21 protein-coding genes are annotated in these 24535 nt (G+C 66.6%); 13 read left to right on the top strand and 8 right to left on the bottom strand.

From position 1 onward, the window contains the following. The first annotated feature begins 15 nt into the window (after window positions 1–15). From QX051_RS09085 to QX051_RS09095, 3 genes are all read left to right on the top strand, one after another. Window positions 16–486 carry a GNAT family N-acetyltransferase gene (locus tag QX051_RS09085; protein ID WP_315775817.1) on the top strand — a complete coding sequence of 157 codons (471 nt, stop codon included), beginning with the start codon at window positions 16–18 and terminating at the stop codon, window positions 484–486. A 457-nt stretch (window positions 487–943) separates the two neighbouring features. After that, on the top strand, window positions 944–1438 hold the full coding sequence (locus QX051_RS09090) for a hypothetical protein (protein WP_315775818.1): 495 nt from the start codon (window positions 944–946) through the stop codon (window positions 1436–1438). 87 nt (window positions 1439–1525) lie between these two features. Then, complete coding sequence (locus tag QX051_RS09095) at window positions 1526–2338, top strand: hypothetical protein (protein WP_315775819.1); 813 nt, start codon at window positions 1526–1528, stop codon at window positions 2336–2338. A 19-nt stretch (window positions 2339–2357) separates the two neighbouring features. Here QX051_RS09095 and QX051_RS09100 read toward each other — a convergent pair whose 3' ends face one another. The 4 genes from QX051_RS09100 to fabA all read right to left on the bottom strand — a co-directional run bounded on the left by QX051_RS09100 (window position 2358) and on the right by fabA (window position 7337). Beyond that, window positions 2358–4343: an autotransporter outer membrane beta-barrel domain-containing protein gene (locus tag QX051_RS09100; RefSeq protein WP_315775820.1), complete on the bottom strand. Its 1986-nt coding sequence runs from the start codon at window positions 4341–4343 to the stop codon at window positions 2358–2360. A 224-nt stretch (window positions 4344–4567) separates the two neighbouring features. Beyond that, entirely contained in the window at window positions 4568–5368 is an 801-nt protein-coding gene (gene fabI, locus QX051_RS09105) for an enoyl-ACP reductase FabI (protein WP_315735608.1), read from the bottom strand. A gap of 147 nt (window positions 5369–5515) precedes the next feature. Continuing rightward, the gene (gene fabB, locus QX051_RS09110; RefSeq protein ID WP_315716915.1) at window positions 5516–6739 is read right to left on the bottom strand and encodes a beta-ketoacyl-ACP synthase I; all 1224 of its coding nucleotides are present in this window, start codon (window positions 6737–6739) and stop codon (window positions 5516–5518) included. 76 nt (window positions 6740–6815) lie between these two features. Beyond that, window positions 6816–7337: a 3-hydroxyacyl-[acyl-carrier-protein] dehydratase FabA gene (gene fabA, locus QX051_RS09115; protein WP_315735612.1), complete on the bottom strand. Its 522-nt coding sequence runs from the start codon at window positions 7335–7337 to the stop codon at window positions 6816–6818. A 449-nt stretch (window positions 7338–7786) separates the two neighbouring features. Here fabA and irrA point away from each other — a divergent pair, with 449 nt between their 5' ends. Next, window positions 7787–8257 carry an iron response transcriptional regulator IrrA gene (irrA, locus tag QX051_RS09120; protein WP_315758200.1) on the top strand — a complete coding sequence of 157 codons (471 nt, stop codon included), beginning with the start codon at window positions 7787–7789 and terminating at the stop codon, window positions 8255–8257. A gap of 107 nt (window positions 8258–8364) precedes the next feature. Here the strand turns inward: irrA and QX051_RS09125 are convergent, their stop codons facing one another. Further along, a complete protein-coding gene (locus QX051_RS09125) occupies window positions 8365–8850 on the bottom strand; it encodes an SH3 domain-containing protein (RefSeq protein WP_409997689.1) in 486 nt (161 codons plus the stop codon). A 413-nt stretch (window positions 8851–9263) separates the two neighbouring features. Here QX051_RS09125 and QX051_RS09130 point away from each other — a divergent pair, with 413 nt between their 5' ends. Next, entirely contained in the window at window positions 9264–10265 is a 1002-nt protein-coding gene (locus tag QX051_RS09130) for a D-glycerate dehydrogenase (RefSeq protein ID WP_315735614.1), read from the top strand. A gap of 285 nt (window positions 10266–10550) precedes the next feature. Here the strand turns inward: QX051_RS09130 and QX051_RS09135 are convergent, their stop codons facing one another. Next, a complete protein-coding gene (locus QX051_RS09135; protein WP_315775821.1) occupies window positions 10551–11357 on the bottom strand; it encodes a molybdopterin-synthase adenylyltransferase MoeB in 807 nt (268 codons plus the stop codon). A gap of 151 nt (window positions 11358–11508) precedes the next feature. On the opposite strand from QX051_RS09135, the gene QX051_RS09140 reads away from it, so the two are divergent. Together QX051_RS09140 and QX051_RS09145 are read left to right on the top strand one after the other, a co-directional pair. Further along, window positions 11509–12867 carry a peptidoglycan-binding protein gene (locus QX051_RS09140; RefSeq protein ID WP_315775822.1) on the top strand — a complete coding sequence of 453 codons (1359 nt, stop codon included), beginning with the start codon at window positions 11509–11511 and terminating at the stop codon, window positions 12865–12867. Window positions 12868–13318: 451 nt separating this feature from the next. Continuing rightward, the gene (locus QX051_RS09145) at window positions 13319–14122 is read left to right on the top strand and encodes a ParA family protein (RefSeq protein WP_315775823.1); all 804 of its coding nucleotides are present in this window, start codon (window positions 13319–13321) and stop codon (window positions 14120–14122) included. Window positions 14123–14190: 68 nt separating this feature from the next. Here the strand turns inward: QX051_RS09145 and QX051_RS09150 are convergent, their stop codons facing one another. Continuing rightward, entirely contained in the window at window positions 14191–14676 is a 486-nt protein-coding gene (locus QX051_RS09150; RefSeq protein ID WP_315775824.1) for a cyclic nucleotide-binding domain-containing protein, read from the bottom strand. 77 nt (window positions 14677–14753) lie between these two features. Then, window positions 14754–15635 carry a bifunctional DNA-formamidopyrimidine glycosylase/DNA-(apurinic or apyrimidinic site) lyase gene (gene mutM / locus QX051_RS09155; RefSeq protein ID WP_315775825.1) on the bottom strand — a complete coding sequence of 294 codons (882 nt, stop codon included), beginning with the start codon at window positions 15633–15635 and terminating at the stop codon, window positions 14754–14756. Window positions 15636–15740: 105 nt separating this feature from the next. On the opposite strand from mutM, the gene ubiE reads away from it, so the two are divergent. The 6 genes from ubiE to tsaE all read left to right on the top strand — a co-directional run bounded on the left by ubiE (window position 15741) and on the right by tsaE (window position 24389). After that, window positions 15741–16502 (top strand): bifunctional demethylmenaquinone methyltransferase/2-methoxy-6-polyprenyl-1,4-benzoquinol methylase UbiE, encoded by a 762-nt coding sequence (gene ubiE / locus QX051_RS09160; RefSeq protein WP_315775826.1) that lies wholly within the window; start codon window positions 15741–15743, stop codon window positions 16500–16502. Further along, window positions 16499–18073 carry a 2-polyprenylphenol 6-hydroxylase gene (gene ubiB, locus QX051_RS09165; protein WP_315735626.1) on the top strand — a complete coding sequence of 525 codons (1575 nt, stop codon included), beginning with the start codon at window positions 16499–16501 and terminating at the stop codon, window positions 18071–18073. The genes ubiE and ubiB overlap by 4 nt, the downstream gene beginning before the upstream one ends. 210 nt (window positions 18074–18283) lie before the next feature. Then, window positions 18284–19711 carry a bifunctional phosphopantothenoylcysteine decarboxylase/phosphopantothenate--cysteine ligase CoaBC gene (gene coaBC / locus QX051_RS09170; protein WP_315775828.1) on the top strand — a complete coding sequence of 476 codons (1428 nt, stop codon included), beginning with the start codon at window positions 18284–18286 and terminating at the stop codon, window positions 19709–19711. Then, a complete protein-coding gene (gene dut, locus QX051_RS09175; protein ID WP_315775829.1) occupies window positions 19708–20166 on the top strand; it encodes a dUTP diphosphatase in 459 nt (152 codons plus the stop codon). The genes coaBC and dut overlap by 4 nt, the downstream gene beginning before the upstream one ends. A 189-nt stretch (window positions 20167–20355) precedes the next feature. Further along, window positions 20356–22863: a sensor histidine kinase gene (locus tag QX051_RS09180; RefSeq protein ID WP_315775830.1), complete on the top strand. Its 2508-nt coding sequence runs from the start codon at window positions 20356–20358 to the stop codon at window positions 22861–22863. Beyond that, window positions 22860–24389 carry a tRNA (adenosine(37)-N6)-threonylcarbamoyltransferase complex ATPase subunit type 1 TsaE gene (gene tsaE / locus QX051_RS09185; RefSeq protein ID WP_315775831.1) on the top strand — a complete coding sequence of 510 codons (1530 nt, stop codon included), beginning with the start codon at window positions 22860–22862 and terminating at the stop codon, window positions 24387–24389. The genes QX051_RS09180 and tsaE overlap by 4 nt, the downstream gene beginning before the upstream one ends. Window positions 24390–24535: the final 146 nt, after the last annotated feature.

Genomic DNA, 24535 nt, shown 5'->3' on the forward strand with positions numbered 1-24535 from the left:
TTCAGGTCACCACACATGCTCCATCCTATCATCCGCCCTGCCCACCCGGACGAATACGACGCCGTCGCCAGGCTCTGGATGGAGAGCTGGTGCTCGACCGGATTGGAGACCCCGAGCGAGAGGCTGCTCGCGCTCCTCAGGGAGCGCGTGCCGCGTGAAATTGCTGGCGGCTGGAGCCTGTATGTCGCCGACGACGGCGGCCGCCTCGCCGCGATGCTCGCGATCAACGTCCCCACGCTCTATCTCGACCAGCTGATGATCGCCCCGTCCCATCAGGGCCGCTCGCTCGGCCGCCGGCTGCTCACCTTCACCCGCGAGCTGCTGCCGGACGAAGTGTGGCTGCGCTGCGCAAAGGGCAATGACAAGGCTTGGCGCTGGTATGAGCGCGAGGGCTTCGTGCTGGAAAAGGAGGAAGCTGACCCGCTGCACGGCCGAATCATGAAATATTATCGATGGAAGCGTGACGGTCAGGCGGCGGGCTCCTGATCGCAAGGCGTGCAAGCGCAAATCTTACGCGTGGCGACCGGAAACCATTGCGTGCGCCTTCGCAGGCGAACTAAGTTCGAGTTCGCGACGACCTCGCATTCTCGAACCGTACCCATGTCCGTGCCGCTCCTGTCGATCCGCCGCCTTGCGCTCGTCGCCCTCGCCGCTGCCTTCGCAACCGGGGCTTGGGCCCAGGCTCCGTCAACAACGGCGCCCAAGGCCGCGCCCGCGGCCAAGAAACCCTCCGGAAAGACAAAGGCGATGGCGAAACCAGGCGCCATCGAAAGCGGTCCGTGCCGTCTTGGCGTCATTGCCGCACTCGGCGACCAGCTCGCCGTCAGCAAGTTCGGTCTCACCGTGTTTGAAACCGAAGAGGACGAAGTCACGTTGCCGGGATGGGGGCTGGACGACCTCGCCATGGCGCGCGTGCGCGCGGGCTACCGGCGGCGATCCGACCATGCGCAGGATCGGCTATCCGAAAGGCGCGTTCGAGGTCTACTACCACCCGACATCGCGCTTCCTGCCCGATCCGAAGGAGAGCCTGACCGCGATCGTGCGCAACGTCACGACGAATGCGAGCTGCGCGCGCTATCTCGTCGTCACCAGGTTCGAGACGACCATTCCCAACACCACCCTGAGGCTCAGAGGCATCGGCGCCTACAATCAGGGGGTCGGATCGATCCTCAGGCACTCGCATCTGTTTGCGAACGTCAACATCACGCTCATCGACGGCCAGTCCTACGAGAAGATCAGCTCGTTCTCGGCCGACACCGGCGCCAGGCTTGCCGAGACCATGAGGCTCACCGAAGACCCTCTCAACAAGCTCGACAATGCCGACTTCCCCGAGCCTCTCGCGGCTGCGGCCTCCAGCACCGTCCTGCGCGAGCGGCTGCGCACCTTGGTCGCGGCGAAGCTCGATCGCGACCTGCCGAGCTATCTGAAGATCGAATGATGCGGGCGCAGACTTCAGACGACTCGAACGAGCTCCCTTCGAGCTCCCTTGGCTTGATCCTTTTCCTCCCTGCGACGAGCTCTCCCAGTGACCATCTCTCGCCGATTTGCTGCGCTCATCATTGCCATGCTCTGGTCCTCCACCAATGCCCTGGCGCAATCGGCCCCGGCGCCGCTGAATGCTAAGCCCGCGAAGCCAGCAGGCAGCAATGCCAAGGCCGCCAAGCCGGCGACGGCCCTCCGCGAGGGCGGACCGTGCGACATCGGGGTGATCGCCGCGCTCGGCGATGTCTTCACGGTGCAGAAGAACGGCATGACCCGCCTGGGCAACGAGTACGCCGAAGTGCCGGTGCCCTGGGGCTTCGACGACATCGTCTACGCGCGTGTGAAGGCAGCCGCGGGTGATGCCGGAATCCGCCGCATCGGCGTCCCCAAGGGAGCATTCGATCCGTTCTATCAATCGCCCCCGATCAAGGCTGAGAACGGGAAGCTCACGCCCATCGTCAGGAAGGCGGCCGGCTCGGCGGGGTGTGCTCGTTACCTCGTGATCACGCGCCGGACCGACAGCGAACCGTCGACAAACGACGAGGTTACCGGCGTCGGTGTCATCAACAGGGGCGAGGGATTTGGCCGGATCAGCCACGTCTTCATCATGCTCGATATCCAGCTCTACGACGGGGCGACATTCGAGACGCGCGAGCCTGCCATGAGCTCGAAGTCGCTACTCTCACGGCTGACCTCCGGCGTCGGCCCACCGTCTCACGCCGGAGACGTCGACAACTCCGCATTCCCCGCCTCGCCGCCAGAGGCTGCGAACAACAATGTGCTGCGTGACATGGCGCGTTCGATGCTCAAGTTCCGGCTCGACCAGCGCTTGCCGGCCTATTTCGGGCGCGAATAGAACGACGAGCTCAGGCGCGTCACAGCCTGATCTTCAGCACCGCGTGGCCCGACTGCTGGACGAGACCGGACGATGTCGCGTTGATGCCGTAGCGGATGCTGAGGTCGAGCCGGTCGTTGCCGGCGGCCACAAGACCAAGGCCGGCCGAATAGATCCATGGCGACAGGCCGAGGCCATGGGTGACGAAGCTCTCGCCGCCGCCCGAGAACGCCGCGCGGATCTGCAACGGCTGATTCAGCGCGTTGTAGCCGACGCCGATATCGCTGGTCAGACGAATCTGCCTGGTGGGCGCGTAGACAGCTTTCAGCTGCGCCGTCGTCACGAGCTCCTGATAGATCTGAGGATCGACGTTGAGGCTGAAACCGCCGGCACCGTTCTCGCCGTAGGAATTGCTGCGAACCGTGCCGTAGTCCAGGCGCAGTGCTGGAACGAGGGCGAAGCCATCTTGCAGCGGAATGCGCGTCTTGATGCCTGCGCCGGCATGGCCGCTGTAGGAACGATAGCTGCCGCCGGCGGATGCACCCATGAAGCTCAGCGACCGGTTTTCGCCGTTATCGGTCGATCCGCCATCAAGCTGATAGTCGAAGGTGACATCACGGGTGATCGCGTAGGCCCCATAGAGCCCGAGCTGATAGGAAGCGAGACCGAGACGGTTCGGCACGGCGGCGTCGCTTCCGGTGATCGTGTGATGAGAATAACCGAGAACGCCGCCAATGATGGCGCGGGACGAGACTGCGACGTCGGCGCCGAACGCCAGACCGCCGCCGGAGGCGTCATAGCCGGGAACGCCATCGCGCCCCGCCTGCTGCGCGGTGCCGCCGAGGGGCTGCATCCAGACATTGCGACCAGCGGCCCAGCCGATGCTGCTGACATCATTGAGCCTGTTGGTCATCGTCTGCCGGAACACCTGCTGGCTGATATGGGTCGCCTGCGAGGCCGCCCCGGTCAGCACCGGCAACGTCTGCTTCACGGCGGCGCTGAGAGATGGACCGCTGAGATTATCAAGCGCGGCAAAGCCCGAGACCATCGATCCAGTCCAGCCGGCCGAGGTCATCGACAGCCGGTACAACACGCCAGCCGCTTCCAGGCCGACGCGGCCGCCTGCAGACCGCAGCGTTTCCGCGTAAGGCTGGATCAGCGACATCGTCGCCAGTCCTCCAGTCAAATTCCCGGTAAGGTCGTAGGTCGACACCAGCATCTGCGCGCCCGCGGCGTTGCCGCTCGCCGTGCCATAGAGGCTGGTCAGGGTGCCGCGCGAGAGGGTGTTGAACAGCACGCTGCCCTCGGGAGTCACCGAGCCGAGCAGCGTGAAGCCCGCCGCGGCGCTGCCGGGCGGTGCGACGCCCGCACCCCAGAAATAGCCGTTCTGATAGCTCGTGATGACGAAACGGCCCGGCGCCTGCGTGCCGAACAATGTCGGACTGACGATCCGCCAGGGCGTGCCGGCGGTCCACGCCCATTGCGGCACGGAATTGGCCGGCACCGGCGCCGACAGCAGCGGCGTGAAGGTCGCGGGATCATAGGGCAGCATGTAGGCCCAATGCGTCACCAGCAGGCTGTCGCCGGTGATCATCTGCATTTCCATGCTGGTCACGCCGTTGACGTTGCGCATATAGCCGAGTCCGACCGTCACGGTGCCGCCGCCGGTCGGCGTGAACAGCATGGTGATCTGGCCGCTGGTGGTGACGAAGCCCTGGATGGTCGAGGTGTCCGTCAGCAGCGCCAGGCCGATCCTGAGCTGCGCGACGCTGGTCCCGGTGAAGGCGCCGTTGGTCGCGGTGCCCAAGGTCCACAACGTCTGGTCACCGATCGGGACCGGATTGGAGAAGCCGGTCTTCGGCGACATGTAGGCGAGCAGTTGCGCCGTCGGCACATACCAGTTCGTGTTGGAGATCGTGGAGTCCCAGACGCTCGATTGCGCCTGCGCCGGCCCGGCGTTCCCCGCCGCAAGCACAATGCCGGTCATCGCGCAGAGAGCGACGACACGGGCCTTCGAACGCAGCATCAATCGCCCCCACGACTTGTCTTGCTGCCGGCGCGAGCGGCTGGTTGACGGCTGCGGCCGATGCACCGGTCATGATGCATCGCAGCGTCGTCGCAACAACCAACAGGAGTTGCGCCAATGCTTCCTGATTAGCCGTTCAGGAACATTGTCTTCAACTGGGAAAATTTGGGTCGATCGGGGGACGGAGTCTCGCGTTCCCCTGATACCGCCGATACGCGCGGAGGTCAGTCCGCCTTGAGATCCTCGGGGCGCGGCATCGAGATCACGTTGTAGCCGGAATCGACGTAGTGGATCTCGCCGGTGACGCCACCGGACAGCTCCGACAGCAGATAGAGCGCCGAGCCGCCAAGCTCCTCCAGGGTCACGCCGCGGCCGAGCGGCGAGTGCTTCTGCTGGAACGCGAACATGAAGCGGGCATCGCCGATGCCCGAGCCCGCCAGCGTGCGCACCGGTCCGGCCGAGATCGCGTTGACACGGATGCTGCGGCGGCCGTAGTCGGCGGCGAGATAGCGCACCGAGGCTTCCAACGCGGCCTTGGCAACGCCCATCACGTTGTAGTTCGGCATCACCCGGTTGGAGCCGTCGAAGGTCAAGGTGATCATGCTGCCGCCGCTCTCCGGCATCAGCTCGGCGGCGCGCTTGGCGATCTCGGTGAAGGAGAAGCAGGAGATCAGCATCGTGCGCGCAAAATTCTCGCGCGAGGTGTCGGCATAGCGGCCCTTGAGCTCGTTCTTGTCGGAGAAGGCGACCGCGTGGACGACGAAGTCGAGCCCGCCCCAGGCCTCGCGAAGCGCCGTGAATACACTGTCGACGCTGGCAATGTCCTCGACGTCGCAGGACAGCACGTGCTTGACGCCGAGCTCGTCGGCGAGCGGACGGACGCGCTTGCCGAGCGCGTCGCCCTGATAGGTGAAGGCCATCTCGGCGCCATGCGCAGCCAGCGTCTTGGCGATGCCCCAGGCGATCGAATGGTCGTTGGCGATGCCCATGACCAGGCCGCGCTTGCCTGCCATCAGACCCTGCATGATGTCTCTCCTTCGTCATGCCGGGATCGGCCCAGCCAGGATGATCGCTCCGCCTTCGAGACGCCAATGGCCGGACATCGGTGCGAAGAATGAGCTTCGCGCTGCTGCCCGGCCATGATGCCGACGAAACCAGTGCTGTTGGAAATCTTAAGCGTCGAGCTGCTTGAACACCAGCGTCGCGTTGGTGCCGCCGAAGCCGAACGAGTTCGACAGCACGGTGCCGAGCTTGGCGTTGTCGATGCGCTTGCGGACGATCGGCATGTCGGCGAAGGCCGGGTCGAGCTCGGTGATGTTGGCGCTCTCGCAGATGAAGCCGTTCTTCATCATCAGCAGCGAATAGATCGCTTCCTGGACGCCGGTGGCGCCTAGCGAGTGGCCGGTCAGCGCCTTGGTCGCCGAGATCGGCGGACACTTCTCGCCGCGGCCGAACACTTTCCGGATCGCCTCGATCTCCGGCGGATCGCCGGCGGGCGTCGAGGTCGCATGCGGATTGATGTAGTCGATCTTGGTCTTCACGGTCGACAGCGCGAGCTGCATGCAGCGCTCGGCACCCTCGCCGGAAGGCGCAACCATGTCGTAGCCGTCGGACGTTGCGCCGTAGCCCACGATCTCGCCGTAGATCTTGGCGCCGCGCGCTTTGGCGTGCTCGAGCTCTTCCAGCACGAGGACGCCGGCGCCGCCGGCGATCACGAAGCCGTCGCGCGTGACGTCATAGGGCCGCGACGCGGTCGCCGGCGTGTCGTTGTGCTTGGACGACATCGCGCCCATCGCGTCGAACAGCACCGACAGCGTCCAGTCGAGCTCCTCGCAGCCGCCGGCGAACATCACGTCCTGCTTGCCGTACTGGATCATCTCGTAGGAATTGCCGATGCAATGATTGGAGGTCGCGCAGGCCGAGGAGATCGAGTAGTTGACGCCCTTGATCTTGAACCAGGTCGCCAGCGTCGCCGAGGCCGTCGACGACATCGCCTTCGGCACGGCGAACGGACCGACGCGCTTCGGGCCCTTGGTGCGGGTGATATCGGCCGCTTCCACCAGCGTGCGCGTCGATGGCCCGCCTGAGCCCATGATGATACCGGTGCGGACGTTGGAGACGTCGGTCGGCTCCAGCCCGGAATCGAGGATCGCCTGCTCCATGGCGACATGATTCCAAGCCGCCCCCTCGCCGAGGAAGCGCATGGCGCGGCGGTCGACCACGTCGGCGGGATTCAGCGTCGGCGCACCTTGCACCTGCGAACGAAAACCAAGCTCGGCATATTTCTCAGCACGGGAGATGCCGGACTTCGCCTCGTACAGGCTGGCGAGCACCTCCTGGGTGTTGTTGCCGATCGATGAGACGATGCCCATGCCCGTGATGACAACCCGCCTCATGATGTCCGCCTCACTTTGCTCGTGTGTTCTGTTGCAGCCGCGCCTGCTGCACTGTCTGTGGTCGCAGCCCGCTGGTTCAAGTCGGCGCGGCGTCCTGCTTGAACAGGCCGACCTTCAGGTCCTTGGCGCGATAGATAATCTCGCCATCCATCGAAAGCCACCCGTCGGCAATACCGAGCACCAGCTTTGAGCGCATCACGCGCTTGATGTCGACATTGTACACAACCTTGCGCGCGGTCGGCAGAACCTGGCCGGAGAACTTGAGATCGCCGAGGCCCAGCGCACGGCCGCGCCCGGCGCCGCCGGTCCAGCCGAGGTAGAAGCCCACCATCTGCCACATCGCATCGAGGCCGAGACAGCCCGGCATCACCGGATCATTCTTGAAATGGCAGCCGAAGAACCAGAGATCCGGCTTCACGTCGAGCTCGGCGCGGACGACACCCTTGCCGAACTCGCCGCCGGTCTCGGAGATCTCGACGATCCGATCGAACATCAGCATCGGCGGCAGCGGCAGTTGCGCATTGCCGGGGCCGAACAGCTCCCCGCGGCCGCAGGCCAGCAGGTCCTCGTATTCATATGCGCTGCGCCGATCCAGCATGCTTGGTGGCCTTTCTCAACGATCCCCGGTGGAATTTGTGCCGCGCGACATGGACCCTTCCCGCGCGCCGCGCCCTTCCGCGCCGCGCTGGCCGGTCATCGCGTCGGCACGAAGGCTGGGCCATCGCACCTGGCGAACATGACCGCTGTCAGCGGCGGGCCTAACGACGCCTGGATTCGCGCACATGGCCATCACGGCCGCCGGCGCTCACCATGGCAGGGCAAATCGGGTCCGGGCGCTCTCTAACATAGAGGATTGCGGCGTCAATGCGCGTATCCAGGTAAATCGACGCGGGGCCCACGCCCGAACCGGGCGGTAAATGCAGTTTAGGGGCGTTCTAGATACGTTAGTTGCGATAAGCTTGCATCTGAATGGGTTTCTTCCTATATCGGTTATAGATGAGAGCGAATTGTGCGGTGCTTGAAGTGGATGTCAGCAACAACGCCTCGATGAGTGGTCATGACCGCGGCAGCCCGGATCTCGGGAACGGCCGGCAGCCAGCCCTCAACGGCTGCCCATGGCACGACGTCAACGAGATGCTGCAGGCGGCCGGGCTGCGCCCGACCCGCCAGCGCATGGCCCTTGGCTGGCTGTTGTTCGGCAAGGGTGCGCGGCATCTGACGGCGGAAATGCTCTACGAGGAAGCGACGCTGGCCAAGGTTCCGGTCTCGCTCGCCACGGTCTATAATACGCTGAACCAGCTGACCGATGCCGGCCTGTTGCGTCAGGTCAGCGTCGACGGCACGAAGACCTATTTCGATACCAACGTCACGGCCCACCATCACTTCTATCTCGAGAACAACCACGAGCTGGTCGATATCCCTGACCAGCATCTGGCGTTGTCGAAGCTGCCGGAGGCGCCCGAAGGTTACGAGATCGCCCGGATCGATATGGTCGTCCGGCTGCGCAAGAAGCGCTGAGCCTCCAGAACATCTTCATCGAGGCATCATGCCCGCACCCGCTGCGGGCATTTTTGTGTCGGGAGCGCGTCAGGATGGAGGTCAGCGCATTGCGCTGACCTGGGCCTTCAATTGACCTGTTCGTCGGCGTAGACGCCCCACAGCCGCTGCTGCTGGATCCAGCCTTCGAAACCATTGCCGAGCACGCGGCACCAGCCATTGCCGCATTTCTTCACCTGCGCGACGACGCCGGCCTGCAGCCGCGCCGTGACCGCGCTCGCCGCGTCGGCGCTCTCATAGATCGGGGCGAGATCGTCCTTGTTCTTCATCGTGACCACCGCCGTGCGGCGCCCCGACAGCAACGAGTGATAGACCCACCCCTCCGAGCCCTCGGAATCGCGCACGCGGCGCCAGTTCTCATATTCCGCGGTGATCTCGACCGGCAGGCCCGAGCGCGTATAGACCCAGGCCACGTCGTTGTCCTTGGTCGGACCGGCGCGAACGTTCACATGATCCGACTTCAGGCTGACATAGCGCGGCACCGGCAGGCCACTGGTGGTGAGAACGGAGTCCTTCGCCGCAACGCCCCCTCTGCCGACGGCAACGTCGAACAGACAGACCAGCAGCACCACGACTGCACCGAAACGCCACAACGTCAATTTACTCAACTCACTCTCCCTCGAAAGGACCGACGCGCGCTCCGATCAAAGCGGATTGCGTTGCGATCCTTCGCCCGATCCCCATCGAACTGCCCGGCTGCCCCCCTTCGTGCACAGAGAGGGCTTGCCGAAAGCGCCAGTCCCGACCCGCCGTTGGCTTCTTGTCTTGGCCCGGCCTTCTGCTAGACAGGACCGAACACAAGCGGCCAGGAAGCGCCTGAGAATCGCTCGCGAAGCCCTGTCAGGAACGGATCGGCCCACCTGCGAGATCCGACACGACCAGTCCAGGGAAGCGCCGCTCTCAGGCGACGACGGTAGTTTCGGCGAACCCGGTTAATGAGGTCTGAAGGATCTCATGAGAGCAGCACATGTCAGGTAGGAAAAAGCCCCTCGTCGTGGTGACACGCAAGCTGCCGGACTCGGTCGAGACCCGCATGCGCGAGCTGTTCGACGCCAGGCTCAATCTCGACGACGAGCCGTTGAGCCAGGAACAGCTCGCCGACGCCGTGCGCACCGCCGAGGTGCTGGTTCCGACCGTCACCGACCACATCAGCGCCGACATTCTCAATCAGCCCGATTGCAAGCTGCGCATGATCGCCAACTTCGGCAACGGCGTCGACAATATCGACGTTGCGGCGGCGGTGGCGCGCGGCATCACCGTCACCAACACGCCGAAGGTCCTCACCGAGGACACCGCCGACATGACCATGGCGCTGATCCTCGCGGTGCCGCGGCGGCTGATCGAGGGCGCCTCGATCCTGACCGAGGGCAAGAACTGGGCGGGCTGGTCGCCGACCTGGATGCTCGGCCACCGCATCGGCGGCAAGCGGTTGGGCATCATCGGCATGGGCCGCATCGGCCAGGCCGTGGCGCGGCGCGCCCGCGCCTTCGGCCTGCAGATCCACTATCACAACCGCCGCCCGGTCGCCCCGGTGATCGCCGACGAGCTCGGCGCCACCTACTGGGAAAGCCTCGACCAGATGCTGGCGCGGATGGACATCATCTCGGTGAACTGCCCGCACACGCCGGCGACGTTCCATCTCTTATCGGCGCGTCGGCTGAAGCTGATCCGCAAGGACGCCTACATCGTCAACACCGCGCGCGGCGAGGTGATCGACGAGGAGACGCTGACGCGGCAGATCGAGGCCGGCGACATCGCCGGCGCCGGTCTCGACGTGTTCGAGCACGAGCCCGCGGTCAATCCGCGCCTGGTCCGCCTCGCCAAGGCCGGCAAGGTGACGCTGCTGCCGCACATGGGCTCGGCCACCATCGAGGGCCGCGTCGAGATGGGCGAGAAGGTCATCATCAACATCAAGACCTTCCTCGACAACCACCGCCCGCCGGACCGCGTGCTGCCGAGCATGCTGTAGGCCGATCGATCCGCCAGCCTCTTAGTCGGTGTCCCCGACGCGATCGCGCTGCACCTTGTCCACGACGGCAGCGGAGTGGGTGTCAAGCCCGGCACCTCATCACATGTGTCGTCCCCGCGAACGCGGGGACCCATACCGCGTGATATCTGAAACAGGCAGGCCGCACGTTCCGCGCATATCACCGAATGCGGTGGCTATGGGTTCCGGATCGGCGCCCGCCGACGCTCTCGCGTCGCCGGGCTTGTCCGGGACGACAACGGAGGACTTGGCGCGGTTCTCACCGCATTACGGCTTCTGATGCGCACCCAAATCCGCAATCACCGGCCCATCCCCGTTCAGCGGATTCGTCGGATCGCGGCCATAGCGCAGGGTCTCGAAGCGCATCGTCCGCGCGTCCAGCATCAGCAGCCGGCCGACCAGGCCCTCGCCGAAGCCGACGATCTCGCGGATCGCCTCCAGCGCCATCATCGACCCCAGCATGCCGGCGAGCGCCCCCATCACGCCAGCCTCGGCGCAGGCCGGGACGGTGCCGGGTGGCGGCGGCTCCGGGAACAGGCAGCGATAGGTCGGATTAAACTGGCCCTTCTCATCCCGCTCATGCGCCCGGATCGTCGTCAGCGACGCATCGAAGGTGCCGAGCGCGCCGGTGATCAGCGGCCGCGCGGCCAGGAAGCAGGCATCGGAGACGAGATAGCGGGTGTCGAAATTGTCGGAGCCGTCGAGCACGAGATCATAAGCGCCGATCAGATCGAGCGCGTTGTCGGCATTGAGCCAGGTCCGATGCGCCATGACGCTCACATGCGGATTGAGCGCGTTGATGCGCTCGGCGGCGCTCTCGACCTTGGGTCTGCCGATGTCGGGGGTCGCATGGATGACCTGGCGCTGCAAATTCGACAGCGACACCACGTCATCGTCGACGACGCCGATCGTGCCGACGCCGGCAGCGGCGAGATACATCAGCGCCGGCGCGCCGAGGCCGCCTGCGCCGACCACCAGCACCGCGGCGCGCTTCAGCGCCGCCTGACCGGGACCGCCGACGTCGCGCAGCACGATGTGACGGGCATAGCGCTCCAGTTCTTCGTCGCTCAGCATCGTTGCACCGTCCTTCCGCTGCCGCACCGCTGTCAGCCCATTGTCGGCCCGTAGCGAAGACGGCGGATCTCCGCACTGAACCCTCGCCGGATTGTGACCGACCAAGCAGATGTGCTTATTTATGTCAGCGGCAAGAGCATCGGGATTTGTCATGAGACGGCTGGCCTCGGCAACCTTCATCTGCGCCATCGCCGCGTGCGCATCGGCGCAGGCACAGACGCCGCAGGGCGCGTTGCCGGGCGCCAAGCCCAAGCCCGTCGCGACCCAGCCGGTGCGCCCGGGCGTGCAGGCTCCCGCCGACACCGCCAATGCGATGAGCCAGGCCGAGCGGCTCGCGCTGCAATCCGATCTCGCCTGGGTCGGCCAGTACAATGGCGCGATCACCGGCGACGTCAGCGAGCGCATGGTCAACGCGATCAAGGAGTACCAGAAGCTCGCCGGCGGCAAGCCGACCGGCGTGTTGAACCCGCAGGAGCGCGCCGTGCTCGCCGACACCGCGCGCCGCAAGCAGGAGGGCGTCGGCTGGAAGCTCGTGACCGAACCGGTCAGCGGCGCGCGGCTCGGCATTCCCATCAAGCTGGTGCCGCAACAGACCAGCGACGGCACCGGCTCGAAATGGACCTCGCCCACCGGCACCGTGCAGGTGGCGCTGTCACGCCGCAAGGAAGCAAACCCGACCACCGCGACGCTCGCCGACCGCGAGAAGAAGGAGCCCGGCCGCACCGTCGATTACAGTGTGGTGAAGCCCGACTTCTTCGTGCTCTCGGGCCTGCAGAACCTGAAGAAGTTTTACATCCGCGGCACCTTTCGGGGCGACGAGGTGCGTATCCTGACCATCCTCTACGACCAAGCCACCGAGAACACGGTCGAGCCGGTCGTGATCGCGATGTCGAGCGCGTTCACCGCGTTTCCGTCGACATTGGCCGCGCAGCCCGCGCCACGGCGCAGCGTCGATTACGGCACCGGCATCATCGCGAGCCAGGACGGCGCCATCATCGCCGATCGCGAGGTCACCGACAGCTGCGTCGCGATCACCGTTCCCGGCTTCGGCCATGCCGAGCGCGTCGCCGAGGACAAGGAGCGGGGGCTCGCGCTACTGCGCATCTACGGCGCGCGCGGCCTGAAGCCGCTGGCGCTGTCGGGCGGCCGTGCGAAATCGTCGGTCGACATCGTCGGCATCGCCGATCCGCAGAGCCAGGGCGGCGGTGCCGCGATCAGCACCGTCAAGGCCCAGCTCGCCGCCAACGGCGCGGGTGACGCCTCGCTGGCGCCGGCGCCGGGCCTCGGCTTCTCCGGCGCGGCGGCGCTCGACGGCGATGGCAAGTTCGCCGGCGTCACCCTGCTCAAGCCAGGAATCATGGCCGGCACGGCGCTCATCCCGTCCACACAGGTCGTGATGGTGAGCGCCGATGCGACGCGCGCCTTTCTCGCCACGCATGGCGTCAAGCCCGACGGAACCTCGCTCGACGCCAAGGCGGCGACGGTGCGCGTGATCTGCGTGCGGAAGTAAAGCCTGCGCCAAACCGGTTCGGCATCGCGATCATGCCGCTGCGCACTGCGGCGCGGCAGCGTTTACGCAATGTTAAGCATGTCGTTTTAGAAAAAATTAAGGGCCCAACGGCGGCCGGCGGGGATCGGACGTGCAGCATCGCGACTGCATGGGATGATGCTCGGCGATGCCGATCGCTTGCCCGCGGCTCGCTGCCACTCAACTTCCTAGCACCTTGCTATCAACTCGGAACGGCTCCCGCCGTAGTCAACCGGTCTGTGCAGGCACAGGCCGAGCGTGAGATGGTTCGAACAGTTTTGTCGGCGTGCTGATTCGGACCACCGCGATCGCTCTTCATGAGTTGGATCGGGCCGGGACTGTCCTGAGCGAGAATAGCTCTGCACCGCGATCGCGATGCACTCAGCTTTGGCGTTCTCATAAGTTCCGTCAACATCCGAAGGACTGTCTCCCGATGTACACGATCGTTTTGGCCACGCAGAAGGGCGGCAGCGGCAAGAGCACGCTGGCGATTGGTCTGGCCGTGGCGGCCCAGCAGGCCGCCCACAAGGTGCGCGTGATCGAAACCGACCGTCAGGGCACGCTCACGAAATGGCAGGCGCGCCGCGCCGCGGGCGAGCCGATCGTCGAAGCCGTCTACGATGCCAAGACGATCGAGCCTCGCCTCGATGCGCTGGCCCGCGACGGCGTCACCCTCTGCGTGATCGACACCGGGGCCGGCATCACGGCATCCACGACGGCCGCGATCCGCCACTGCGATCTGTGCCTCATTCCGGCGCGGCCGAGCGTCGCCGACATCGAGGCGACGGCACCGACGCTCAGCGTCGTCAAAGCCTGGCGCAAGCCGTTCGCCTTCGTGCTCAACCAGGCCCCGATCCGCGGCGGCCACCGCGTCACCGACGCGACGACCGCGCTCGACGCCGACGCTCCACGCGACATCGCCGAGGTGCTGGCGCAACCCTTCATCATGATGCGCAACGACCACCAGGACGCGCTCGCCGCCGGTCTCGGCGTCAGCGAGTTCGACGCGGCCGGCAAGTCGGCGCAGGAGATTCGCAGCCTGTGGCGCTGGACCGCGGGCAAGCTCGCCGGCGACCACGTCATGCACGACGCGGGCGAGCTGAAGGACGCGAGCGAGCACGCCGAGGTCGAATTCCCGATCATGCTGACGCCGCAGGCCGAGGAGGCCAAGGTGCCGGTGGCGCGGGCCTATCCGACCTGGGCCGACAACGGCATCAACTGGAAGGCTGGGTTGTAGTTGGAATTTGCTCTGAGCTTTCACGGCGCGGGCGGTGCGCTCCCTCTCCCCGCAAGGCTGGGAGAGGTTCAGAAACCCGACGACCGCGCGCCCGTCTCCAGCGCCTTGATCCGCGCATCGGCGCGACGCAGGCGGCGGCACAGCTCGCGATTGATGTTTTGCATCACGATCACATAGGCCTGGATGTCGGCCTTGTAGAACGCGTAGAGATTCTGTGCCGTCAGCTCATACAAGATGGTCGGCGTCTCCGCGACCACCGTGGCCGACCTGTTCTGCATTTCGAGCAAGGTCATCTCGCCAAAGAAATCGCCGGGCGCGAGAGACGACATGCGGATCGCAATGCCCGTCTCCAAGCGCTCGCTCACCTCCAGCGTGCCGCTGTGCACGACGAACATCGAGCGGCCCGCCTCGCCTTCGGCGACGACCACGGCGCCCCTATCGAAGCGGCGCTCCACCAGCATCGAGACCAGCAGATCGAGGCTCGCGTCGGGCAGGCCGCCAAAGAACGGCGTCGCGAGCAGGAATGCTTTCAGATCGGGCGAGCTGACAGCCATGGCCGCAGTATACGCCCACCCTCGTCCGTCACAAGCGGACCCGCGCAGCCGGCCGTGCCGGCGCGTCGGCTGCTACATCACTTCTGGCACTTCGGACACCAGAAGGTCGAGCGTCCGTTCTGCACGAAACGCTTCACCACGCCGCTGCAGCCATCCGTCCGGCACGGCTCGCCTTCGCGGTCATAGACCTGGAACGAATGCTGGAAATAGCCGAGCTCGCCTGATGTCTGGCGGTGATCGCGCAGCGATGAGCCGCCCGCGCGGATCGCCTCGTTGAGCACGGTGTGGATCGCTTCCACCAGACCCCTGGCGTGATCCGTGGGCTCGCCCTTCTTCGTGGCGAGCGTCGCCGCCAGCCGCCGCGGCGACAGGTGCGCGCGGAACAGCGCCTCGCAGACATAGATGTTGCCGAGCCCGGCGACGACGCGCTGGTCGAGCAGCGCCGCCTTCAGGCTGGTCTTCTTGCCGGCACAGGCGCGCGCCAGCATGCCGGCATCGAATTCGTTGCCGAGCGGCTCGGGCCCGAGATCCTTCAGATGCGGCTCGGCCTCGAGCTCGCCGCGGGCGATGATCTTCATGAAGCCGAAGCGGCGCGGATCGTTGAATACGATGTCGGCACCTGACGACATGTGAAACACGACATGGTCGTGCACGCTGTCCTTGCCGCGCGGAGTGTGAAACTCGCCCGGCGTCTCCTCGTGCTCCGGCTTGATCACCCGGAACGAGCCGGACATGCCCAGATGCATCAGCAGCACGTCGCCGGAGCCGAGGTCGGCCAGCAGATATTTGGCGCGCCGGCCGAGCCCCCTGACGGTCTGGCCCTGCAGGCGCTTCGCAAAATCGGGCTGGAACGGAAACCTGAGATCGCCGCGCCGGGCCTCGGCCTTGACGATGACGGCGCCTTCCATGACCGGCTGCAGCCCGCGCCGGACGGTCTCGACTTCGGGCAGCTCAGGCATTCCTGTTCATTTCACCTTTTGCATCCGCGACCATTCACCTTGTCCGGCTGACGTGATAGCGCCTTGGCCGCATCGGCGCTATGGTGCTGTATCGGAGTAAGGGTGATGGATCAGCCGGACCAAACCACTCATTTCGGCTTCAGGGATGTGCCTCTGGGCGAGAAGCAGACGCTGGTGAACGACGTGTTTCACAGCGTGGCCTCGCGCTATGACCTGATGAACGACCTGATGTCGGGCGGACTGCACCGCGTCTGGAAGGACATCATGATCAACACGCTCAACCCGCCGAAGAGCGATGCGCCGTTCGCGCTGCTCGACGTCGCCGGCGGCACCGGCGACATCTCCTTCCGCGCCGCCAGGAAGGCCGGCGCCGGCTTCCATGCCACCGTGTGCGACATCAACGGCGACATGCTCGAGGTCGGGCGCCAGCGGGCGCTGAAGCAATATCTGGACGACAAGGTCTCGTTCGTCGAGGGCAATGCCGAAAAGCTCGCTTTTCCCGACCGCTCCTTTGACGCCTATACGATCGCGTTCGGCATCCGCAACGTGCCGCAGATCGAGTTGGCGCTCGCAGAAGCCCATCGCGTGCTCAAGCATGGCGGCCGCTTCCTGTGCCTGGAGTTCTCGACCGTCGAGGTCCCCGGGCTCGACAAGCTCTACGACCTGTTCTCCTTCAACGTGATCCCGCAGCTCGGCCGCGCCGTCACCGGCGATGCCGAGTCCTACCGCTACCTCGTCGAATCGATCCGCCAGTTTCCGCGCCCCAGCGCCTTCGCCGAGATGATCTCGGCCGCCGGCTTCTCCCGCGTGTCCTGGCAGACCCTCTCCGGCGGCATCGTCGCGCTCCATTCCGGCTGGCGTTTGTGATCTCCGCACTCACTCATATTACGCGGCTCGCCCGGGCCGCCTTCGTGTTCGCGCGCGAGGGCGTGTTCGGCGCTGTCGATCCGAGCCTGGCGCCGCCGCCGGGCCAGCTCGCGCTCAAGCTGGCGCGGCTGGTCGAGCGCCCCGGCGCCAAATCCGGACCAAGATTGTCGCGCGCGCTGGAGCGGATGGGCCCGGCCTATCTCAAGCTCGGCCAGTTCCTGGCGACCCGGCCCGATGTCGTCGGCGTCATCATGGCGCGCGATCTCGAATCGCTGCAGGACCGGCTGCCGCCATTCCCGCAGGCCGAGGCCGAGGCGGTCATCGCCACCGCCCTCGAACGTCCGATCAGCCAGCTGTTCACGCATCTCGGCCCGCCGGTCGCCGCCGCCTCGATCGCGCAGGTGCATCGCGGCGAGGTCGAACACGACGGCATTCGTCGTCCGGTCGCGGTGAAGGTGCTTCGGCCCAACGTCGCCGCGCGCTTCCGCCGCGACCTCTCCGATTTCTTCTTCGTCGCCGAAAAGGCCGAGGCGCATTCGTCGGAAGCGCGGCGGCTGCGGCTGGTCGAGGTCATCAACACGATGTCGCGCTCGGTCGCGATGGAGATGGACCTTCGCCTGGAGGCTGCCGCGCTCTCGGAGATGGCGGAAAACATCAAGGACGATCCGGACTTCCGCGTGCCCGCGGTCGACTGGGACCGCACCGCCAACACCGTGCTGACGATGGAGTGGATCGACGGCATCGCGCTGAACGATCACGCCCGACTCGCGGAGGCCAATGTCGATCTGCCCGACGTCGGCCGCAAGGTGATCCAGAGCTTTCTGCGCCACGCCCTGCGCGACGGCTTCTTTCACGCCGACATGCATCCGGGCAACCTGTTCCTGGACCAGCAGGGGCGGCTGGTCGCGGTCGATTTCGGCATCATGGGCCGGCTCGGCATGAAGGAGCGGCGCTTCCTGGCCGAAATCCTGCTCGGCTTCATCACCCGCGACTATCGCCGCGTCGCCGAGGTGCATTTCGAGGCCGGCTACGTGCCGCCGCATCATTCGGTGGAGAATTTCGCACAGGCCATCCGCGCCATCGGCGAGCCGATCCACAACCGCACGGCCGAAGAAATCTCGATGGCCAAGCTGCTGACCCTGCTGCTCGAGGTCACCGGCCTGTTCGACATGCGCACCCGACCCGAGCTGATCCTGCTGCAGAAGACCATGGTGGTGGTCGAGGGCGTCGCGCGCGGCTTCGATCCCAAGCTCGACATCTGGAAGGTCGCCGATCCCGTGGTGCGCGAATGGATCGAGCGTAATCTCGGGCCGATCGGCCGGATCGAGGGCGCCGTCACCGGCGTCGGCGAGCTGGTGCGGTTGACCACGACCCTACCGGTGCTCGCCGCCCGCGCCGCCGCGGTGCTCGAGCACATGGAGAGCATGACCCGCGACGGCCTGCGGCTGTCGCCCGAAACCATCGCCGCCATGGGCCGCACCGAAGGCAAGAAGAGCCGCTGGCGCGCCATCGCGCTGTGGGTGATCGCGCTGACCTTCATCGGCATCCTGTTCGCGGTGCTGAGGCTGTGACGAAGATGTAGGGTGGGCAAAGGCGCAGCCGTACCGTTTCCGCGTGCGAGATCGCAGTGGCGCCGTGCCCACCGTCCTACCGATGCATGCGCATCGACGGTGGGCACGCTGCCGCCTGCGGCTGCTGCTTTGCCCACCCTACGGCTTGATTGCACTGCTGTCATTTTCTGCTAGCATTGCACTCACAACGACAATGCTGGGGAGGCGGTCATGGCGAGCCTGACCATCCGCAAGCTGGACGACTCTCTCAAAACTTATCTGCGACTGCGCTCGGCGCAGAACGGGCGCTCCGTCGAGGAGGAAGTCCGGGTCATCCTGCGCGCGCTGATCGAGCCGGTCGACCCATCCGAGCCGCCGATGGCGCCGCCAGCTCCAGCCAACCCGTCTGCCCCCCTCGTCCCCCAACCCGGCCAGGTGCGCGAAGCCCGCGTCACCCTGATCATCGGCGGCGGCATCGCCGCCTACAAATCGCTCGACCTGATCCGGCGGCTGAAGGAGCGCCACATCCACGTCCGCTGCGTGCTGACCAAGGCGGCAACGCAATTCGTGACCGAGCTCGCCGCATCGGCGCTGTCGGGAGATCGTGTCTTCACCGATCTGTTCGACGCGCGCAGCGAGTTCGACGTCGGCCATATCCGGCTCGCGCGCGACTGCGATCTCATCGTGGTGGCACCGGCGACCGCCGACCTGATGTCGAAGATGGCGCACGGCGCCGCCGACGACCTCGCCAGCGCCATCCTGCTCGCTGCGAGCCGGCCGATCCTGCTGGCGCCGGCGATGAACCCGATGATGTGGAGCAACCCGGCGACGCGCCGCAACGCCGCGACCCTGCAGCGCGACGGCGTCCAGATGATCGGGCCGAACGCCGGCGAGATGGCGGAGAAGGGCGAGGCCGGTATCGGCCGCATGGCCGAGCCGACCGAGATTGCGGACGCCGTCGTCGCCATGCTCAAGCCGCCGACGCCGCGCCCGCTCGCCGGCCGCCGCGTGCTGATCACCGCGGGCCCGACCCACGAGCCGATCGACCCGGTGCGCTACATCGCCAACCGCTCCTCCGGCAAGCAGGGCTTTGCTATCGCCGCCGCCGCGCAGGCCGCCGGCGCCGACGTGCGGCTGATCGCAGGACCGGTGGAGCTTGCCGACCCCAAGGGCGTCAGCGTCACCCACGTCGAATCGGCGCGGCAGATGCTCGACGCCGTCGAGGCCGAGCTGCCCGCCGACGTCGCGATCTTCGCCGCGGCGGTGGCCGACTGGCGCGTCGCCAATGAGGGCGGCCAGAAGCTGAAGAAGACCGACAAGGCGATCCCGCCGCTGACGCTGGTCGAGAACCCCGACATCCTCGCCACGATCTCGAAGCTGAAGGAGAAGCGGCCGGGACTCGTGATCGGCTTCGCCGCCGAGACGGAACATCTGATCGACAACGCCAAAGCCAAGTTCGCGCGCAAGGGCTGCGACTGGATCGTCGCCAACGACGTCTCGCCTTCGACCGGCGTGATGGGCGGCGACCGCAACACCGTGCATCTCTTGACGAGGGATGCCGATGGCGTCCATGTCGCGTCCTGGCCGATCATGACCAAGGACGAGGTCGCGACGGCGCTCGTCGCCGAGATCGCCAGAACCATGGGACCCATTGCGTGACACAGACCATCGCGATCGACGTGCAGATCCTGCCGCATGGCGAGGGACTGCCGCTGCCGGCCTATCAGACCGCACATGCCGCGGGGCTCGATCTGCTCGCCGCCGTTCCGCCCGATGCGCCGCTCGTCCTTGGGTCAGGCAGCCACGCGATGGTGCCGACGGGACTGTCGATCGCGCTGCCCGACGGCTACGAGGCCCAGGTGCGGCCGCGTTCGGGGCTCGCTGCGCGGCACGGCGTCACGGTGCTGAACTCACCGGGCACGGTGGACGCGGACTACCGCGGCGAGATCTGCGTGCTGCTGATCAACCACGGCAAGGAACCGTTTACGATTCGCCGCGGCGAGCGCGTCGCACAGATGGTGATCGCCTCCGTCGTACGCGCCGAGCTCAGCCTCGCGACAACCTTGCCGACCACCGCGCGCGGCAGCGGCGGCTTCGGCTCGACAGGCCGTTGAACTACGGGCTTGCCACTGTTCCGACTCGAAAGAGTCGATCGGCGGACGCATTTTCCTCAGGCGCAACCATCGTTCACGGTCTGGACTCTTACCGCTGGAGTCCCGAAGCGGTTATGGTTGATTGATTCGTGAGACGGCGCGGGCGACGCGATCGGCGCCGCCCGAAACTTCGTGCGGTTTGGGGCAAATATGTCGGGCGTGATCGTGGTGATGCGTCAGACGCTGCTGTCGTGCACGTCACTCGCGCGCAAGGGCCTGATGGGTCTCGCTGCGACTGCGCTTGCGCCGGCGACACCGGGCTTCGCAGGCGGTGGCGTGCCGGCGGATGCGATCACGACGCTGTTCGAGCTGAGCCGTCCTGATGTCGCCGAGGTGACGGCGATGCTGGCGCTGCTGGGCTTCTCCGTCGTCGCCGCGGTCGCGCTGGTGCGCACGCGTCTGGCGGCCGGCCGGAAGGAAGCGCGGCTGCGCGCCGACATCGCCGAGCTGCAATTGCAGGCCGATCGCTACCGCGCGCTGCTGTTCGCCGAGCCCCAGATCCTGATCGCCTGGCCGGCCGGCGGCCACCGCCCGCAGATCTCCGGCGACACCTCGATGCTGGTCCCGCCGGATCAGCCGCAGCGCATTCTCGCCTTCGGAACCTGGCTGCCGCCGGAGCCCGCGCTGCAGCTCGACCGCGCCGTCGACGCGCTGCGCGAGGCGGGCGAGGGCTTCATGCTCAATCTCACCACCTCGCACGGCCATGCCATCGAGGCGATGGGCCGCGCCATCGGCGGCCAGGCCATCGTGCGCATCCGTGAATTGTCCGGTCTGCGCCGCGAGCTCGCCGAGACGCAGCTCCGCTTCAAGGCGCTCGGCGAGGAGACGGAGTCGCTGCGCGCGCTGGCATCGGCGCTGCCGTGGCCGATCTGGGCACGGCAGGCCAATGGCGCCCTCGCTTACGTCAACGCCGCCTATGCCCGTGCCGCCGATGCCCGCGACGTGCCGGACGCGATCGGTCGCAACATCGAGCTGCTCGACTCCGCCGACCGTACCGACCTGCAGCGCGCGCTCGGCGCCAACGGCCGTTTCGAGGGCCGGCTGCCGATCGTGACCGGCGGCGAGCGCCGCATGTATGACGTGCGCGCCTTCATGCTGGGCCACGGCAGCGCCGGCGTCGCCATCGACGCCAGCGAGGCGGCGGCGCTGGATGCGGCCGTGGTGCGGATGCGGGAAGCACACCGGCGCACGCTCGATCAGTTGTCCTCGGGCGTAGCCGTGTTCGACGGCCAGCGCCGGCTCGCCTTCTACAACGACTCCTATCGCCGGCTGTGGGGTCTCGATCCCGCCTTCCTGGACAGCCAGCCGGACGACTCGTCGGTGCTCGACCGTCTGCGCGCCGCACGCAAGCTGCCCGAGCAGGCCGACTTCCGGGCCTGGAAGGCCAAGCTTCACGAGGCCTATCGCGCCGTCGAGGCCGCCAAGGACACCTGGTTCCTGCCCGACGGCCGCGCTTTATCGGTCGTCACCACGCCGAACCCGGAAGGCGGCGTCACCTATCTGTTCGACGACGTCACCGAGAGCTTCGCGCTTGCCCGCCGCTTCGACGGCCTGATCCGGGTCCAGCGCGAGACGCTCGACAGCCTCGCCGAAGGCGTCGCGGTGTTCGGCTCGAACGGCCGGGTCGAGCTGTTCAATCCGGCCTTCGCCAAGATGTGGCGGCTGTCGCCGGATCAGCTGCGCGAGCATCCGCATATCGACACCGTGGAATCCTGGTGCCATCAGCTCTATGACGACGCGGTCGCCTGGCGCACCATCCGCGAGGCCATCACGTCGATCGAGAACCGGCTCGACGTTGCGCTGAAGCTCGAGCGCAAGGACGGCAGCGTGCTCGACTGCATGAGCCGGCCGCTGCCCGACGGCGCGACCATGCTCACCTTCCAGGACATCACCGACACCGAGAATGTCGAACGGGCGCTGCGCGAGAGCAACGAGGCGCTCGAAGCCGCCGGCCAGATGAAGATCGACTTCGTCCACCACGTGTCCTACGAGCTGCGCGCGCCGCTGACGACGATCATCGGCTTCGCGCATTTCCTGTCCGATCCCTCGACCGGGCCGCTGACGCCGAAGCAGGCCGAGTATCTCGACTACGTCACCAAATCGACCAACGCGCTGCTGGCGCTGACCAACAACATTCTCGACCTCGCCACCATCGATGCCGGCGCCATGAAGCTCGAGCTCGGGCCGGTCGATGCCGCCAAGGCGATCGAGGCCGCGGCCGAAGGCGTGCAGGACCGGCTCGCCACGGATCGCATCCGATTGACGATCGCGGTGGACCCCGATGTCGGCTCCTTCGTCGGCGACGAGCGCCGCGTCGTTCAGGTCCTCTACAATCTGCTCGCCAATGCCGTCGGCTTCTCGCCGCCGGATTCGAGCGTCGCCGTCAGCGCCCGCCGCACCGATCACAGCGTCATCTTCGCGGTCACCGATTCCGGCCCCGGCATTCCGCCCGAGGTGAAGGACAAGGTGTTCGAATGGTTCGAGAGCCATTCGCAGGGCTCGCGCCATCGCGGCGCCGGGCTCGGCCTGTCGCTGGTGCGCTCCTTCGTCGAGCTGCATGGCGGCAGGGTGCGGATGGATTCGGTGGTCGGCAAGGGCACCACGGTCACCTGTGACTTCCCGACCGACCACGTCGCGCAACGCAACGCCGCGGAATGACGGACCAGCTGACATTCACCACCGCGCTGGCGGACGAGACCGCCACCGCCGCCCTGATGGCCGATCTCGCGCTGCTGATCGGCCCGGGTGCGCTGATCACGCTCACCGGCGATCTCGGCGCCGGCAAGACCGCGGCGGCGCGAGCGATGATCCGGTACCTCGCCGGCGACGACGAGCTGGAGGTGCCGAGTCCGACCTTTACTCTGGCGCAGAGCTACGACCTGCCGAGCTTCCCGCTGGTGCATGCCGATCTCTATCGCATCAGCGATGCATCGGAGCTCGAGGAGATCGGCCTGTCGCCGCTGCCGGAGGCGACCGTCGTGCTGATCGAATGGCCGGAGCGCGCCGGCGGCACTCTCCCGCTGGACCGCGTCGACATCGCGCTGCGCCACGATCCATCGCAGGGCGACACCGCGCGCAGCGCCGAGATCACCGGCAGCGGCAAGGCGGCCGCGGTGGTTGCACGGCTGAAAGCCCTGCGCGAATTCCTCGCCGAGGCCGGGCACGCCAGATCGCGCCGCGAGCACATGGCCGGCGACGCCTCGACCCGCTCCTATGCGCGGCTCCACAAGGGCGAGCGCGTCGCCATCCTGATGAACTCGCCAAAGCGGCCCGACGGCCCGGCGATCTACAACGGCAAGCCCTATAGCGGCGCCGTGCATCTCGCCGAGGACGTCCGCCCGTTCGTCGCGATCGCCGCCGCCTTGCGCGGACGCGGCATCTCGGCGCCGAAGATCAACGACGCCGATCTCGGCCACGGCTTTCTCATCACCGAGGATCTCGGACGCGAGGGCGTGATCGAGGGCGACCCGCCACGGCCGGTCGTGGAGCGCTACGAGGCCGCAGTCGATGTTCTGGCGTCGCTGCATGGGCAGGACGTGCCCGCCGTGCTGCCGCTGGCACCGCAGGTGACCTACAAGGTCCCGACCTTCGACGTCGACGCTATGCTGATCGAGATCGGCCTGATGCTCGAATGGTACCTGCCCGACCGTGGCGTGGAGCTGTCGCAGGTGCTGCGCGCCGAATTCCTGGAAATATGGCGCGAGTTGCTGGAGGCGCCGCTCGCATCTAAGCCGACCTGGGTGATCCGCGACTATCATTCGCCGAACCTGCTGTGGCTGCCGTCGCGCGAAGGCATCGCGCGCGTGGGCGTGATCGACTTCCAGGACGCGGTGATGGGCCCGCCGGCTTACGACGTGGTCTCCCTGGCGCAGGACGCCCGGATCGACGTGTCGGCGGAGATCGAGCAGGCGCTCCGAGAGCGCTACATCGCCGCACGCCAAGCTGCGCCGACGGACTTCGACGCCGACGAATTCGGCACGCACTATGCAATCATGTCCGCCCAGCGCAACACCCGCCTGCTGGGCACCTTCGCCCGCCTCAACCGCCGTGACGGCAAGCCGCACTACCTCAAGCACCAGCCTCGCATCTGGGACTATCTCCACCGCGCGCTGGCGCACGCGGCGCTGGAGCCGCTACGCGATTGGTACGCGGCGAATGTGCCGCCACCGGCTGGCGTAGCTTGAGGCACCCTCTCACGGCACCGACGGTGCGCTCCCCTCCCCCTTGCGGGGAGGGGTCGGGGTGGGGGTCTCCGGGGGTATGAACCGGGCTGAGTCCTGACAATTCAGACCGGGTTGATTCCTGACAGGCAAGCTTCGTCCGATTCGAA

This window comes from Bradyrhizobium sp. SZCCHNR1053, assembly GCF_032381235.1.
Classification (GTDB): domain Bacteria; phylum Pseudomonadota; class Alphaproteobacteria; order Rhizobiales; family Xanthobacteraceae; genus Bradyrhizobium.